The sequence below is a fragment of the Arthrobacter bussei genome, from assembly GCF_009377195.2.
In the GTDB taxonomy this organism is placed as follows: Bacteria; Actinomycetota; Actinomycetes; order Actinomycetales; family Micrococcaceae; genus Arthrobacter_D; species Arthrobacter_D bussei.
Genome location: NZ_VJXX01000003.1, coordinates 103,540 through 116,764, shown reverse-complemented (window position 1 = coordinate 116,764; position 13,225 = coordinate 103,540). Strand labels below are relative to the sequence as shown.

Below are 13,225 nucleotides of genomic sequence, written 5' to 3'. Positions count from 1 at the left end.
GTGGTCACTTCCGGGTGGTGTTCGTCGGGTCGAAGGCGTCGCGCAGGGCATCGCCGAAGAGGTTGAAGGCCAGGCAGATCAGCGCGATCGCGATGCCCGGGAAGATCGCCGCGCTGGGCGCGCGGAAGATGTACTGCTGGGCGTCGGAGAGCATGATGCCGAGGCTCGGCGTGGGCGGCTGGATGCCGAGCCCCAGGAAGGACAGGAGTGCCTCCCCGATCACGGCGACGGGCATGATGACCGTGGCCTGGACGATGATGGCGGACGTCGCGTTGGGCAGCACGTGCCGCAGCATGATCCAGGTGGGCGAGGCGTCCATGGTGCGGGCCCCGAGCACGAAGTCGCTCTCCTTGATGCGCAGCGTCTCGCCGCGGACCACCCGGATCATGGTGGGGATCTGGGCGATACCGAGGGCGATCGCCGCATTGCCGAGGCTCGGCCCGCTGATGGCGGCGAGTCCGACGGCGATGATGAGGAACGGGAAGGCGAGGGTGACGTCGGTGAGGCGGGAGATCACGGCGTCGAACCCGCGGGAGTAGCCCGCGAGCAGGCCGAGGGGCGTCCCGATGACGACGGCGAGGAGGACCGAGAGCACACCGACCTGCAGCGAGGTCTGGATGCCGAAGAGCAGGCGCGAGAGGATGTCACGCCCGAGATCGTCCGTGCCGAGCGGGAAGCCCTCGGTCAGTGGCCGCTGGAAGGGCGTGTCGAAGTGCACCTCCGACGGCGAGTAGGGCGCGAGGAGCGGGGCGAGCAGTCCGGCCAGCACCACGGCGACGAGCATGATGCCGCCCGTGATGCCCAGCGGGTTGTGCCGGAGGGAGGACAGGATGCGGCCGCGGCCGGAGCCGAGGCCGGCGCCTCCCGCTTTCGGGGGCAGGGTTTCGACGGCCATCAGTTGGCTCCTCCGACGCGGATCTTGGGATTGACCACCGAGTACAGGATGTCCACGGCGAGGTTGATGAGGATGTAGCTGACGGTGATGATGAGCACCACGGCCTGGATCACGGGATAGTCGCGGGTGAAGACGGCGTCGAGCGTGAGCTTGCCGAAGCCCGGCAGGGCGAAGATCCGCTCGGTGACCACGGCGCCCGAGATGAGGCCGCCGAGCTGGAGGCCCACGATGGTCACGACGACGATCAGGGAGTTCCGCAGGCCGTAGCGCACGAGGACCCGCCCGCGGCCGAGCCCCTTGGCCCGCGCGGTCCGCACGTAGTCGGTGGTCATGGTCTCGATCATCGACGCCCTCGTCTGGCGCATGATGACCGCGGCGAGACCCGTGCCGAGGATCAGCGCGGGCAGGGTCAGGTAGTACAGCCCCCGCAGCGGGTCCGAGAACACGTCGACGTAGCCGGAGGCGGGGAACCAGCCGAGCGTCACCGCGAGGTAGAGGATGGCGAGGATGCCGAGCCAGAAGTTCGGCACGGACAGGCCGACGAGGGCGAAGGCGTTGGCGACCCACTCGGGCCAGCGGCCACGGAACCGCTCCGCGATGACCCCGAAGAGGATGCCGATCACGATGGCCACCACGATCGCGTAGGCCGAGAGCCACAGCGTGACGGGCAGCGTGGTGGCAATCAGTTCGGTGACCGGTGTCCCCGTGCGGGTCGATTCACCGAAGTCACCGCTGAACGTGTTCCGCACGAACGCCAGGTACTGGGTCACGAGTGGCTGGTCGAGGCCCATGTCGGCGCGCACGGCGGCGAGCTGTTCCGGCGTCGCCTCCTCCCCCGCCATGGCGAGGGCGGGGTCACCGGGCAGCTGGCGCACGCCGATGAAGACGACGAGGGAGGCGAGGACGAGGGTGACGACCGACTGCCAGAGCCGGGTGAGGAGGTAGCGGCCCATGTCAGTTCTCCGTCTCGTCGGTGGGCTCGATGAACGCGGCGTCGCTCAGGTGGACCACGCCGTCCGTGAAGGTCTCGACGCCGACGACGTCGGTGCTGTAGGCGGTCAGGTTCCGCTGGCGGTAGAGGTAGAGGATCGGGTTGTCGCGCTGCACGAGCTCGACGGCCTTGCCGTAGAGCTCCGCGCGGCCCTCGACGTCGTTGATCTGCGCCGCACTCGTGAGCACCTCGTCCAGTTCCGGGTTGCTGTAGCCGGAGTAGTTGTTGCCGCCACCGGTCGAGAGGAAGTTGAACATGTTGCCGTGCGGGTCGATCCGCCCGGACCAGCCGAGCTGCAGCGCCTCGAAATCGCCCTGCGACTGCACGTCGAGGAGCGTGGAGTACTCCACGGGCACCACGGTGAGGTCGAAGCCGCCGTCCGCCACCGCGGCCTGCAGGGCCTGGCCGAAGCGCAGGGTGTCCGGGGTGTTGGTGACCTGCATCTCCAGCGGGTACGGAGTCTCGACGCCGGCGTCCTCGAGCAGCTGCCGGGCGCCTTCCGGGTCGTAGGGCGGACAGGCCTCGCTCGGCGCGGAGGAGTACGGGCTGTCCGGGGACACCGGGGAGCAGGCGGGTTCGAACCAGCTGTTGAACACGGTGTTGACCAGTGCCTCACGGTCGATCGACATGGACAGCGCCATCCTGATGGCACTCTCCTGGGCGACGGGCGTGTCGATGGTGCCGGGCGGCTCCCCCGCACCGTCCACGTTGCCGACGTTCACGGTGAGGGCCTGGTAGCCGAGGGAACCGACCTGGAGCACGCCCACGCCGTCCTCCTTGAGCAGCGCGTCGACGTCCTGCGGGGAGATGGTGTCCGCCACCTGGACGTCGCCGGAACGCAGGTTCGCGGCCCTGATGTTGGCGTCCGTGATGATGCGGTAGGTGATGGTGTCGAGGTGGACGTCCTCGGCGTCGTAGTAGAGCGGATCGCGCTCCACGGTGATCGAGGTCTGGGGCACGCGGTCCACGAACTTGAACGGCCCCACGCAGACCGGGCTGGTGCCGAAGTCCGCACCGTTCTCGGCGATGGCCTGTGGCGAGAGCATCATCCCGGCGCGGTCGGCGAGCGCGGCGGTCAGGGGAGCGAACGGCCGCTCGTAGCTGATCTCGACACGGTCCTCGCCGACCGCGCGGATCCCGGCGATCGGGCCCAGTTCGCTCTTGCGGGTGGAGCCCTCGAGGGTCAGGTGGCGTTCGAGCGTGGTCCGGACGGCCTCGGCGTCGAACGGGACACCGTCCGCGAACACGGCGTCCGTGCGGACCGGGATGGTGACCGTGAGGCCGTCCTCGGAGACCTCCGGCAGCGCGGTGGCGAGCTGCGGGACGATCTCCCCCTCGGCGTCGATGTCGTAGAGCTTCTGGCACATGGTCTGCATGACGTACCGCGTGTAGAGGGAGGACGACGTCGTCGGGTCGAGGCGGTCCGGTTCGGCAGAGAGCGCCATCACGAGGTCACCGCCCTCCCGGATCGTCGCTTCCCCGAGGGGAACGCCCGTCACGTCCTCGCGCACAGGCGCCGCCGGCAGGGGCTGGATCGGTTGGCAGGCGGTCAGTGCCGTGACCGCGAGGGCGGCGGCGGCCAGGAGTCCGGCGGCTCTGCCGGACCTCCTGCCGCGCACACTGCGGGCCTGCACGTGCTGGTTCTGGTGCTGCATGGGGGTTCCTCACGAACGGACGGGACGGAACTGCTGCTGCGCTGCGGGATACAGCTTCTGCACGAGTGAAGGGATTGAATACAATCGCTCGTACGACGATAAGCTTCGTATACATTCGTTTCAAGACTGTTACCGAGGGAATTCATGACGAAGAAGAAGGCGAAGAAGAACCCGCGCGTCGCAACGGACCGCCTGCACCTGTGGCTCATGCTCGTCCTCACCTTCTCGACGGGCGTGATCGACGCCGTCGGCTACCTCGGGCTCGACCGCGTCTTCACCGGCAACATGACGGGCAACGTCGTCCTCCTGGGGATGGCCTTCGCCGGCGGGGCGGACCTCCCGATCCTCCGGCCCGCCCTCGCCCTCGTCTTCTTCATGGTCGGCGCGGCTCTGGCCGGGCGGGTGCTGCGGAAGGGACCGGAGGGCTGGTCGGGGCGCACCTCGAGCACGCTGCTCACCGTGACGCTCGGACTCACCGCGCTCGCCGTCTACGTGGCCCTCGTCGACGTGCACGCCGCGGAGATCCTGGGCAGCATCACGACGTCGGTGCTCGCCACCGCGATGGGCATCCAGGCCGCGACGGCGAAGCGCCTCAAGGTCGCCGAGATCACCACCGTCGTCGTCACCTCCACCATCACGGGCCTCGCGTCCGACTCCCGGCTGGCCGGCGGCAGGAGTCCCTTCTGGGCGCGCCGCTTCTCCGCCATCGCGCTCATCATGGCCGGTGCCGTCGTCGGGGCACTCACCCTGAAGGTGGACCTGTGGCTGGGCATCGCCGTGTCCGCACTGCTGTCCGGCGTCGTGACCCTGGCGGGGCACTTGCGCCATCGCGCGGACCGCCGCTCGGCGACGGCGGAGAACGCCAAGGAAACCGCATTACGGTAGGAGCATGGATCAGCTCGACCAGCACTACGCGTACCACCGCCTCGCCCGTTCATGGCCACAGTACCGGTGGTGGAAACCGCTCCTGACCGGACTGCTCGGACTGGCCTTCTACCTCGCGCTCACCGTGCTGCTGCTCGTCGTCGGCGTGGTCGCGGCGCTCGCGACCTCCGCCGACACACAGCAGATCATGGCGGCTGCGGAGGCGCTCGATCTCAGCAACCCGGCGATCTTCGCCGTCACCCTGGTGTCCCTGATCCTCATGATCCCCGCCCTGGGCATGGCGACGTTCATCATCGGCCCGAAGCCCATCGGCCTGCTCTCCTCCGTGGCGGGGCGGATCCGCTGGCGCTGGCTGGTGACCTGCGTCGTCGCGGCGATCGCCGTCTTCCTCGCGAGCCTGCTCGTCTCGACCCTCCTCACCGTGGTGTTCCCCGAGGAAGGCCCAGCGCCGTCCGGTCAGCAGGACACATCGATCCTGTGGATCATGCTCGCGCTCTCCCTGCTCGCGGTCCCGTTCCAGGCGGCCGCCGAGGAGTACGTGTTCCGCGGATACCTGATGCAGGCGATCGGCGGCTGGCTGCGGCATCCGGCCTTCGCGATCCTCCTCCCCATCCCCCTCTTCGTCCTTGGTCACGGGTACGATCCCCTCGGCCAGGCCGACGTCGCGATCTTCGCCCTGTTCGCCGGGTGGATCACCTGGCGTACAGGCGGACTGGAGGCGGCGATCGCCGTCCACGCGATCAACAACATGACCATCTTCGTCCTCGGCGCGGTCGGGGTGGTGGACGTGAACAACACCGAGGGCTCGGTGGGCGGGCTGGTCGTCTCGGTGGCGACCATGGCCGTCACGGCAGCCGTGATCGTGCGGCTGGCGAACCGGCGCGGGATCGGACGGACACGCACCGGTGCGGCCGATCCTACGGCGGGCCGGCCCGACCCCGTACCCGCGGGAACCGGCCAGGGCGCACACCCCGGCTTCCCCGGTGGGATGCACGCCGTCTCCGGCGTCCCGGCTCAGGCCCGATCCTGGGACCCGACCCAGTACGGGACGGGCCGGTACGGGACCGACGGGCACGTCGACGCCCCGATCACTGCCCCCTCCCCTTCCCCGCTGGTCCAGCATCCGGTCGGGCCGACGCCGGCACCCCTGCAGCGCCCGCCGTGGCAGGACCCGTTCGGATCGCCGGTCGACCGCCCGCGGGCAGGCTCTGCGCAGACCGCACCGGGGCGCGACTACACCGCCGACCGTCATCCGTCCGGACCCTCGCATCCGGGCGGTCCGGGCCACCCCGCCGGCACGCCCTACCCGTCCGGTCCGGGCTACCCCGCGGCGACCCCGGCCGCGACGTCGGCGCGCCCGGGAACTGGTGACGGCCAGGAGGCCCGGGACGACGGCGATCGGTCCGGGGACGAGCCAGGACGCTGACCCTGCACGACGACGCCCGCTGGCACGAAGCAGGGCGCTGACCCTGCCCGACAGCTATCTGTCCGGGGACGAGCCAGGACGCCGACACTGCCCGAGGGCGATCGGTCCGGGGACGAGCCCGGGCGCTGCCCCTACCTGACAACGCCCGCCGGCACCCCCGGCGCCGGCGTCAGGCCTCCACCCGGAGGCCCATGCTCTCGGCGAGGAACGGCGCGAGGAGGAGCAGCTGCGCGTCGTCGATGATCGCTCCCCGCAGCCCGTCGATACCGTTGATGGTGCGGAAGCTGCTCGTCCGCAGGTCCGTGTCCCTGAGCCGGGCGCCGTCGAGCGTGAGCGTGCCGACGGTGCAGTCCTGCAGGGCCACGCGTGTGGCCGTGCAGCCCGTGAGGTCCAGTTCGCCGATGATGCACCCGCTGATCAGCACATCCGTGAGGCGGGCACCGCGCAGGTTCACGAAGTCGAGCTTCCCGCCGTCGAGGTGCACGGCGTCGAACCGGCTGTCGTACAGCTCGGCGGACCCCCAGCGCGTACCGCGCAGGGACGTCTCCCGCCAGCTGGTGCGGGAGGCCCGGAACACCGGCGCGAACAGGTCCTCGAAGGAACACTCGAGGAAGCGCGCGCCCCGCAGCTCCGTCCCGTCGAGGGAGACACCCTGCAGCAGGCATTCCTGCAGCGTGATGCCCGCGAGGTCGGCCGCATCGAGCACGGCCCGCGCGTAGAGCTCGCCCTCCCGGTGCTCGCCGTCGAGGAGCACCGGGTCGTCGACACGCGTGAGGTTCGACGGTGCACGCAGGGAGAGTCGAGGGGCTTCGGTCGACGTGCGTGCTGATCGGGGTGGCATGGTTCCTTCCGGTCCTGGCCTGCTCCACCGGCTGGGCAGGTGATCCTGATCCAATCATGGGCCGGTGTCGGATCGGGCAGCGCGGGCAACGCGGCATCGCCCCGGGGCACGACGCCGAGGAGCGCCTGCTCGACGAGCTCGCGGCGCGCAGGTGACGGCGGGGCCCGACGATCAGCGCCGTGCTTTACTGGACAGCATTCGACAGTCCAGGGGGAGGAACACCGATGAGCACGGACCGGTTGCAGGGCACCTACGATCCCCGCTACGAGGGCATCTACCAGCGGGGCGGCGCCACCGATGCGGGGCCGCGGATGATCTCCGAGGCCCCTCCCGCGCCTGCCCTTCCCGTTACCCCGCCCGATGAGGCAGCCACCCTGGGGATCGTCGAGGTGGGGCCGGACACCGTGCAGGTGACCGAGGAGCCACGACCCCGCAATCCTCTCGACGTCTGGATCTGGGTGGCGGCCGCCATGCTGACAGGCGTCGGCTTCTACATTCTCAGCGGGCCCATGCTGTTCGAACAGCAGATGGCGACACAGGTCGGGGACGGGGCGACGAGCGCCTACGCCATGACACCTTGGGTCTACTGGATGAATCCCGCGGCCCCGCCGCTGATCCTCCTCGGCCTCGCCACCGCCGTCGCCCAGCTCTTCGTCCTCTCCATCCGGCACACCCTGCGCACGCGCTGACCGGTCGGGCAATCTGCGCCCGGCCGCGCCCGTAGGCTGGGAAGCATGGAATCGCCGATCGACACGTACCTCAGGACCATCCACCGGGAGATCTCCGAGCTGCGGGACGGCAAGCCGTACAGCACCATCCCCGCCATGGCGAACGTCGATCCGGACAACTTCGGCATCTGCCTGACCACCGTGGACGGCTACATGTACGAGGTCGGTGACACCCGCGAGGAGTTCACCATCCAGTCGATCTCCAAGCCCTTCACGTACGGACTCGCTCTCGCGGACCTCGGCATGGAGGCGGTCGACGCGAAGGTGGACGTCGAGCCGTCGGGGGATTCCTTCAACGAGGTCTCCCTCGCACCGGGGACGGGGCGCCCGTCGAACGCGATGATCAACGCCGGAGCCCTGACGGCCACGTCGCTGGTCCAGTCTCGCGGCGGCAACACGCGGTTCAAGCGGATCGTGAACGCCTATTCGGCGTTCGCCGGCCGGCAGCTCGGCGTGGACCAGGAGATCTTCCGGTCGGAGCTGGAACACGGGCACCGGAACCGCGCCCTCGCATACCTCCTGCGCTCCTTCGACATCATCGAGGACGATCCGACGCCGGTCATCGAGGACTACTTCCGCCAGTGCTCGGTCATGGTCAACTGCGTCGACCTCTCCGTCATGGCCGCGACGCTCGCGAACTCGGGCCGGAATCCGCTCACCGGGGTGGAGGCGATGGACATCCTCGCCGTCGAGCGCGTCCTCTCGGTGATGACGACGTGCGGCATGTACGACGACGCCGGTTCGTGGATCAGCACCGTCGGCATGCCGGCGAAGAGCGGGGTGGGCGGTGGCACCATCGCCGTCCTGCCGGGTCAGGTGGGACTCGCCGTGTACTCCCCGCCCCTGGACGAGCACGGGAGCAGCGTCCGCGGGATGGCCACCAGCCAGCGGCTCTCCCGCGACATGGAACTGCACTTCGTCCGGGCCGCACGCGCCGGGCGCTCGGCCATCCGCGCCACCTACGACATCACGGCGGCGCCGTCGGGTATCCGCAGGACCGACGAGGCCATGGAGGTCCTCCGCGGCCACGGCCACCGCGCCATGGTGATCGAGCTCAACGGGGACCTGCTCTTCGCGGGGACCGAGTCGATGGTGCGCGAGCTCAGCGGGCTGGACGACGACGTCGATTTCGTGATCCTCGACCTGCGCCGCGTCGACGAGGTGGCGGACGTGTCGCTGCGCCTGCTCGGCGAGGTCCGGGCGAACCTCGAGGCGGTGGACTGCGAGCTGGTGCTGATCGACGGCGAGAGCACCCTCGCCGAGACCTTCAAGGACGTCGACGGCGCCGTGCCGACCTTCGACACGCGCACAGCCGCCGTGGAGTGGTGCGAGAACGAGCTGATCACCCGCTACGGCGGCGATCTGGTCCTGCCCGCACGGGTGGAGGTGGCCCAGTGCCCCGCCCTGAGCCCGCTGTCCGAGGAGGCCGTCGAGGCACTGACGCTCCGCATGGAGGACAGGACCTACGAGAAGGGGCACGTGGTGCGCCGCGTCGGGCAGAGCTTCGGCGGGGTGTTCTTCATCCTGTCCGGGAAGATCGCCACGTCGGTACCCGGTCCTTCCGGCGAGCGGCTCAGGCTGACCACGCTGAGCGCCGGCATGACCTTCGGGGAGCTGGCCCTCGGCAGCGACGACCGGCAGGAGACCACGGTGAAGGCCCTCGAGGACGTCCATGTGAAGGTCCTCACGGCCCAGGCCATCAGGAGCATCGAGAAGGAGGATCCGCCGCTCGCCGTGGAACTGTGGAAGGCCCTGACCCGGGACGCCTACACGCGGGTGGACCTGTACCTCCGGGAGACCGCGGTGCGCATCCGCGGCTAGCGCCCTCGCCGCGTCCTGGCCGCGTTCGGCTTCGAAGGATCCATCGCCCTCGGCCTGGCACTCTTCCCGTCGGCGGCGGGGCCATCGTCGCGCTCGTAGGTGCGGTGCGGATCATCCAGCTGCGGTCGGCGACCAGGCGAAGTCGCCGCTGAGCACAGGCTCCGGAAGAGGCAGGATCACCACCACGGTGATCCTGCCTCCTCCATGCCGGGACCTCCCGGCTCCAGCGGACTTCAGGCGGTCTCGGCCGCGGCCTTCAGATTCCTGAGGGTCCGGCGGATGTTGCCGCGCTGGAAGGCGGCGAAGGTCGTGCCACCCGTCGCGACATAGTCGAAGGCGCGGGCCGCGGCATCGTGCCAGGGCCGGTCGTCCGTCCAGGTCTCGGTGACGAGCGTGCCGCCGTCGTGCTCCTCGAAGGTGTACCGCCATTCGGCGATCCTCGCGGGCAGGCGCCGCGTCCGCCCGCCGATCGCATGGACGCGGAAGGCGAACTCCCGGCCCGGCTCCGCGGCCGTCACGGTGCAGCGGGTGGTCCAGCTGACCCGCCCCCGCCTGTTGGCGCCGTCGAACACCGTCCCCACCCCTACGGGCGCGCCCGGTGCGGCGAGCACCGCTCCCCTGTTCTCCGGGCTCCACTCGCCCATCCGCACCACGTCGCTGATCATGCCGTACAGCACCTGCGGTGACTGCGCGATCACCACGCTGTCCTGGACCGAGATCACCCGTCCCATGCGTTCCCCCCTCGCTCGGATACCTGGCCGGACCCCGGCCCGGTGAAAGCGGGGCGCCGCGGGCCAGTCTACGGCGTTGCCCCTGGCCCCCTGCCGTGCCGGCGCTCCGATGCCGGTGCCTCGATACCGGCACCGCCACGGCCGGAAACTCCACGCCCGGCACCGCCCTAGACTGGCGGTCGGACGTGGCCGAACCAGGCCCGTGACGGAAGGACGGACGACGCATGACGGTACTGATCGCGGGATGCGGGGACCTGGGCACGGAGGTCGGGCTGCGGCTCGCCGCACGGGGACAGCGCGTGGTCGGCTGGCGCCGCTCGCCGGAACGCCTGCCGACGGGCATCGAGGGGGTGCGCGCCGACCTGACGCAGCCGCTGCCACCCGTCCCGGCTGACACCGACGTCGTCGTCATCGCCACCGCGGCGGGCGGCAGGACGGAGGAGGCGTACCGCAGCGCCTACGTGGACGCGACCGGCAACGTGCTCGATGCCCTCGAGCGCGACGGCGTCACCCCGCGCCGGGTCCTCTTCGTCTCCTCCACCGCCGTGTACGGGGATTTCGGGGGTGACTGGGTGTCCGAGGACTCACCCGCGGAGAGCACCGCCCCGACCGCACGTCTCGTGAAGGAGGCCGAGGACGTCCTCCTCGCGCGGACCGACCACGGGACGGTGCTGCGCCTCTCCGGCATCTATGGTCCGGGGCGCACGCGTCTCATCGACCAGGTGACCGGCGGGAGCGCGGTCCTGCCGCAGGAGGTGCAGTGGACCAACCGGATCCACCGGGACGACGCCGCCGCCGCGATCGTGCACCTCGTGCTGGACGTCGAGGAACCGGAGCGGATGTACCTCGGCAGCGACGAACTGCCCGTGGACCTCGGCGAGGTGCTGCGCTTCCTCGCCGCCGAGCTCACCCTGCCGGAGCCGCCGGCGGGAGGCGCCTCCGGCGGTCCGGTCCGGGGCGGGGCCCGTCGCGTGGACAGCAGCCGCCTGCGTGCGTCGGGCTTCTCGTTCACCTACCCGACCTACCGCGAGGGGTACCGCGCCGTGCTCGCCGGGGACGGCGTCAGGCACCCCTGACGGATGGTGCGGACCCTGCCGTTCGGGTGCCGGCTGCGAGCCGTCCGAGGCGCACGAGGGACCAGACGAAGATACTCACGACGAGCAGGTTGCGCAGGGTGAGCAGGACGGCGACAGCGGGGTTGAGCTCGTAGCGCAGGGCGTCGTAGAACACCGGGTAGACCAGCGTGGTGAGGGCGGCCGTGGCCAGCATCGCGAGGGCGGGGTACCGCCAGCCGGCCGCGCCGTCCAGGACCAGCCCCGCGGCGATCACCGCCGCGATCCACAGCATGAACTGCGGGGAGCCGACCTTGTTGAAGACCACGAGCGTGGCGACGAGGGCGAGCGAACCGGTGGCGAGCAGGCTCGTGGCGGCGGCCCCGCGGTGCAGGGCGACGGCGAGGACGGCAGCCACCAGCAGCACGGTCAGGACCAGCAGCGGCGTCATGAGGTCGCCGACCACGCCGCTGAGCGCGCCCCGCACCTCCATGGTGTTGATGACCTCGTCCTCGAAGAAGTAGGCGCCCGAGGAGCCGGTGATGGCCTGCCAGACACCGGGGGTGCTGAGCGGAGCCTCGAGCTGCATGCCACGGGCGCCCTGGGCGCTGAGGAAGCCGGTGAGGTTCCGGACGTCCCCGAAGGCCGCGACCGCTGCGGCGATCGCGGCGGTGAGGGCGAGGCCGGCCGCCACGATGCGCAGCCTGCCGTCCCGGACCACCACGAGCGCCGCGAGCACGACGGCGGCGGGCCACACCTTCATCCAGGTGGCGGCGCTGAGCAGCAGGGAGGCGACGAAGGGGCGAGCGGCGACGACGAGGAGCCCCGTGATGACGAGCGGGGCCGTCAGCCCGTCGATCCTGCCGACGGCAACGGGACCGAGCAGCGCGGTCGCGGTCAGCCACCAGTACGCGGCGGTGAACGACGACGGCGTGCCGCGCCGCAGCAGGGCTGCGGTTCCCAGGGCGTTGAGTCCGGCGAAGAGCACGAACCAGGCCAGCTGGTACGGGTAGGGACCGAAGGCAGCGGCGAGCACCATGGGTGCGAGCGCCCCCACGGGGTACACCCACGCCGTGTCGATGCCTTCCCAGACGCCGTCGCCCAGTGCGCTGTAGGCCCATTCGCGGTAGAACCGGATGTCGCTGAGCACTCCCCCGCCGATGATGAACGGCAGCAGCCGGGCCAGGAAGCCCGCGTGGATGACCGCGAAGAACAGCCAGACCGAGCGGGCGGTGTTCCGGGTCTCCGGGCGGGGCAGGCGGATGCGCACGGGTTGCTCCTGGTCGGGGTGGTGGCGGCAGCGGCCAGTCTCTCATTCGGTGCGCAGCGTGCGCCAATCTTCCGGTCTGCCCCGACGGAGCGCGGGAGGCGTCAGCCGCCGGGCCGCCGGAGCCCGAGCTGGACGGCGATCCGGTCCGCCACGAGGTCGAAGAGCGCCGCCGGGTCGGCGAAGGTGGACCGACCGTACTGGCCGAAGACCTCGAAGGAGACGGCACCGAAGAGGGCGGACCAGGCCTGCACCGTTGCCGCGATCACCCGGTCCGGCACGGCGAGTGAGAGCTGATCGCTGATGGCCCGCAGATCCGGTTCGAGCGTGGCCGCGACGGGTGCGGCCGTGTCGTCGAGCTCCCCCGACCGCCAGGCACCGTCGATGATCAGAGCGAGCAGCGTGACCACGCGCGTGCCCTCGGCCGTGGTGCGTTCGGCCGGTGCGGCGTATCCCGGGACGGGGCTGCCGTAGAGCAGCGCATAGCGCGACGGCTCGCGGACGGCCCAGGTGCGCACCGCCTGCGCCAGCGCTGTGAAGCGGTCGACGGCGGCCGGACCCGCGGCCTCCACCGCCGCATCGACCTCGTCCCCCAGTTCGGTGTAGGCATCGACGACGAGGAGCGTCAGCAACTCGTCACGGTTGGCCACGTAGCGGTAGACGGCGGACGAGACGACTCCGAGTTCCCGCGCCACCGCGCGCAGGGAGAGCGCGGCAGCGCCGACCTCGGCGAGGTGGCGGCGCCCGATGCTGGTGATGTCTCCGAGCGTCTGCTCCCGGGCCCGGGCCCGCGGTGTTCCTGGCATGACGTCAGCCTCGCATGCTGGCGAGAGCACCGTCAACTTATGAGAGCACTGCTCTTGACTTCTACGACGACGGTGCTCACACTTGCTTCTGAGAGCAGCGCTCTCTCTTCCGTCCACGAAAGGCATG

At 70.5% G+C, this 13,225-nt stretch carries 12 protein-coding genes; 5 read left to right on the top strand and 7 right to left on the bottom strand.

All coding sequences use genetic code 11. The annotated features are described in order from the left end of the window. Nucleotides 1-4: 4 nt before the first annotated feature. The 3 genes from FNH21_RS11220 to FNH21_RS11210 are packed head-to-tail and all read right to left on the bottom strand — an operon-like array spanning nucleotide 5 to nucleotide 3,541. Entirely contained in the window at nucleotides 5-895 is an 891-nt protein-coding gene (locus tag FNH21_RS11220) for an ABC transporter permease (protein WP_055769951.1), read from the bottom strand. Continuing rightward, nucleotides 895-1,848 carry an ABC transporter permease gene (locus tag FNH21_RS11215; RefSeq protein WP_152815519.1) on the bottom strand — a complete coding sequence of 318 codons (954 nt, stop codon included), beginning with the start codon at nucleotides 1,846-1,848 and terminating at the stop codon, nucleotides 895-897. Before FNH21_RS11215 ends, FNH21_RS11220 begins: the two co-directional genes overlap by 1 nt. Before the next feature lies 1 nt (nucleotide 1,849). Further along, nucleotides 1,850-3,541, bottom strand: a complete 1,692-nt coding sequence (locus FNH21_RS11210) for an ABC transporter substrate-binding protein (protein WP_152815516.1) — start codon at nucleotides 3,539-3,541, stop codon at nucleotides 1,850-1,852. Nucleotides 3,542-3,685: 144 nt separating this feature from the next. Here FNH21_RS11210 and FNH21_RS11205 point away from each other — a divergent pair, with 144 nt between their 5' ends. Beyond that, on the top strand, nucleotides 3,686-4,426 hold the full coding sequence (locus FNH21_RS11205) for a YoaK family protein (protein ID WP_152815513.1): 741 nt from the start codon (nucleotides 3,686-3,688) through the stop codon (nucleotides 4,424-4,426). Between the two features lie 4 nt (nucleotides 4,427-4,430). Beyond that, entirely contained in the window at nucleotides 4,431-5,852 is a 1,422-nt protein-coding gene (locus tag FNH21_RS11200; protein WP_152815510.1) for a CPBP family intramembrane glutamic endopeptidase, read from the top strand. A 169-nt stretch (nucleotides 5,853-6,021) separates the two neighbouring features. Here FNH21_RS11200 and FNH21_RS11195 read toward each other — a convergent pair whose 3' ends face one another. Continuing rightward, nucleotides 6,022-6,693 carry a pentapeptide repeat-containing protein gene (locus FNH21_RS11195; protein ID WP_152815507.1) on the bottom strand — a complete coding sequence of 224 codons (672 nt, stop codon included), beginning with the start codon at nucleotides 6,691-6,693 and terminating at the stop codon, nucleotides 6,022-6,024. A 224-nt stretch (nucleotides 6,694-6,917) separates the two neighbouring features. Between FNH21_RS11195 and FNH21_RS11190 the strand changes: the two genes are divergently transcribed. Together FNH21_RS11190 and glsA are read left to right on the top strand one after the other, a co-directional pair. After that, nucleotides 6,918-7,382: a hypothetical protein gene (locus FNH21_RS11190; RefSeq protein ID WP_152815504.1), complete on the top strand. Its 465-nt coding sequence runs from the start codon at nucleotides 6,918-6,920 to the stop codon at nucleotides 7,380-7,382. A gap of 45 nt (nucleotides 7,383-7,427) precedes the next feature. Continuing rightward, nucleotides 7,428-9,242, top strand: coding sequence for a glutaminase A (gene glsA, locus FNH21_RS11185; protein ID WP_152815501.1), 1,815 nt, complete (start codon nucleotides 7,428-7,430; stop codon nucleotides 9,240-9,242). Between the two features lie 233 nt (nucleotides 9,243-9,475). Here glsA and FNH21_RS11180 read toward each other — a convergent pair whose 3' ends face one another. Continuing rightward, the gene (locus FNH21_RS11180; protein WP_152815498.1) at nucleotides 9,476-9,973 is read right to left on the bottom strand and encodes an SRPBCC family protein; all 498 of its coding nucleotides are present in this window, start codon (nucleotides 9,971-9,973) and stop codon (nucleotides 9,476-9,478) included. 224 nt (nucleotides 9,974-10,197) lie between these two features. On the opposite strand from FNH21_RS11180, the gene FNH21_RS11175 reads away from it, so the two are divergent. After that, nucleotides 10,198-11,049, top strand: coding sequence for an NAD-dependent epimerase/dehydratase family protein (locus FNH21_RS11175; protein ID WP_152815495.1), 852 nt, complete (start codon nucleotides 10,198-10,200; stop codon nucleotides 11,047-11,049). Here FNH21_RS11175 and FNH21_RS11170 read toward each other — a convergent pair. Then, the gene (locus FNH21_RS11170; protein ID WP_152815490.1) at nucleotides 11,036-12,295 is read right to left on the bottom strand and encodes a glycosyltransferase 87 family protein; all 1,260 of its coding nucleotides are present in this window, start codon (nucleotides 12,293-12,295) and stop codon (nucleotides 11,036-11,038) included. The genes FNH21_RS11175 and FNH21_RS11170 overlap by 14 nt on opposite strands. Nucleotides 12,296-12,396: 101 nt before the next feature. Then, the gene (locus FNH21_RS11165) at nucleotides 12,397-13,098 is read right to left on the bottom strand and encodes a TetR/AcrR family transcriptional regulator (RefSeq protein ID WP_152815487.1); all 702 of its coding nucleotides are present in this window, start codon (nucleotides 13,096-13,098) and stop codon (nucleotides 12,397-12,399) included. Between the last annotated feature and the right edge of the window lie 127 nt (nucleotides 13,099-13,225).

Coding starts and splice junctions, on each gene's coding strand:
- glsA (WP_152815501.1), top strand. CDS start 7,428: ATGGAATCGCCGATCGACACGTACCTCAGGACCATCCACCGGGAGATC.
- FNH21_RS11215 (WP_152815519.1), bottom strand. CDS start 1,848: ATGGGCCGCTACCTCCTCACCCGGCTCTGGCAGTCGGTCGTCACCCTC.
- FNH21_RS11200 (WP_152815510.1), top strand. CDS start 4,431: ATGGATCAGCTCGACCAGCACTACGCGTACCACCGCCTCGCCCGTTCA.
- FNH21_RS11180 (WP_152815498.1), bottom strand. CDS start 9,973: ATGGGACGGGTGATCTCGGTCCAGGACAGCGTGGTGATCGCGCAGTCA.
- FNH21_RS11165 (WP_152815487.1), bottom strand. CDS start 13,098: ATGCCAGGAACACCGCGGGCCCGGGCCCGGGAGCAGACGCTCGGAGAC.
- FNH21_RS11220 (WP_055769951.1), bottom strand. CDS start 895: ATGGCCGTCGAAACCCTGCCCCCGAAAGCGGGAGGCGCCGGCCTCGGC.
- FNH21_RS11195 (WP_152815507.1), bottom strand. CDS start 6,693: ATGCCACCCCGATCAGCACGCACGTCGACCGAAGCCCCTCGACTCTCC.
- FNH21_RS11210 (WP_152815516.1), bottom strand. CDS start 3,541: ATGCAGCACCAGAACCAGCACGTGCAGGCCCGCAGTGTGCGCGGCAGG.
- FNH21_RS11205 (WP_152815513.1), top strand. CDS start 3,686: ATGACGAAGAAGAAGGCGAAGAAGAACCCGCGCGTCGCAACGGACCGC.
- FNH21_RS11190 (WP_152815504.1), top strand. CDS start 6,918: ATGAGCACGGACCGGTTGCAGGGCACCTACGATCCCCGCTACGAGGGC.
- FNH21_RS11175 (WP_152815495.1), top strand. CDS start 10,198: ATGACGGTACTGATCGCGGGATGCGGGGACCTGGGCACGGAGGTCGGG.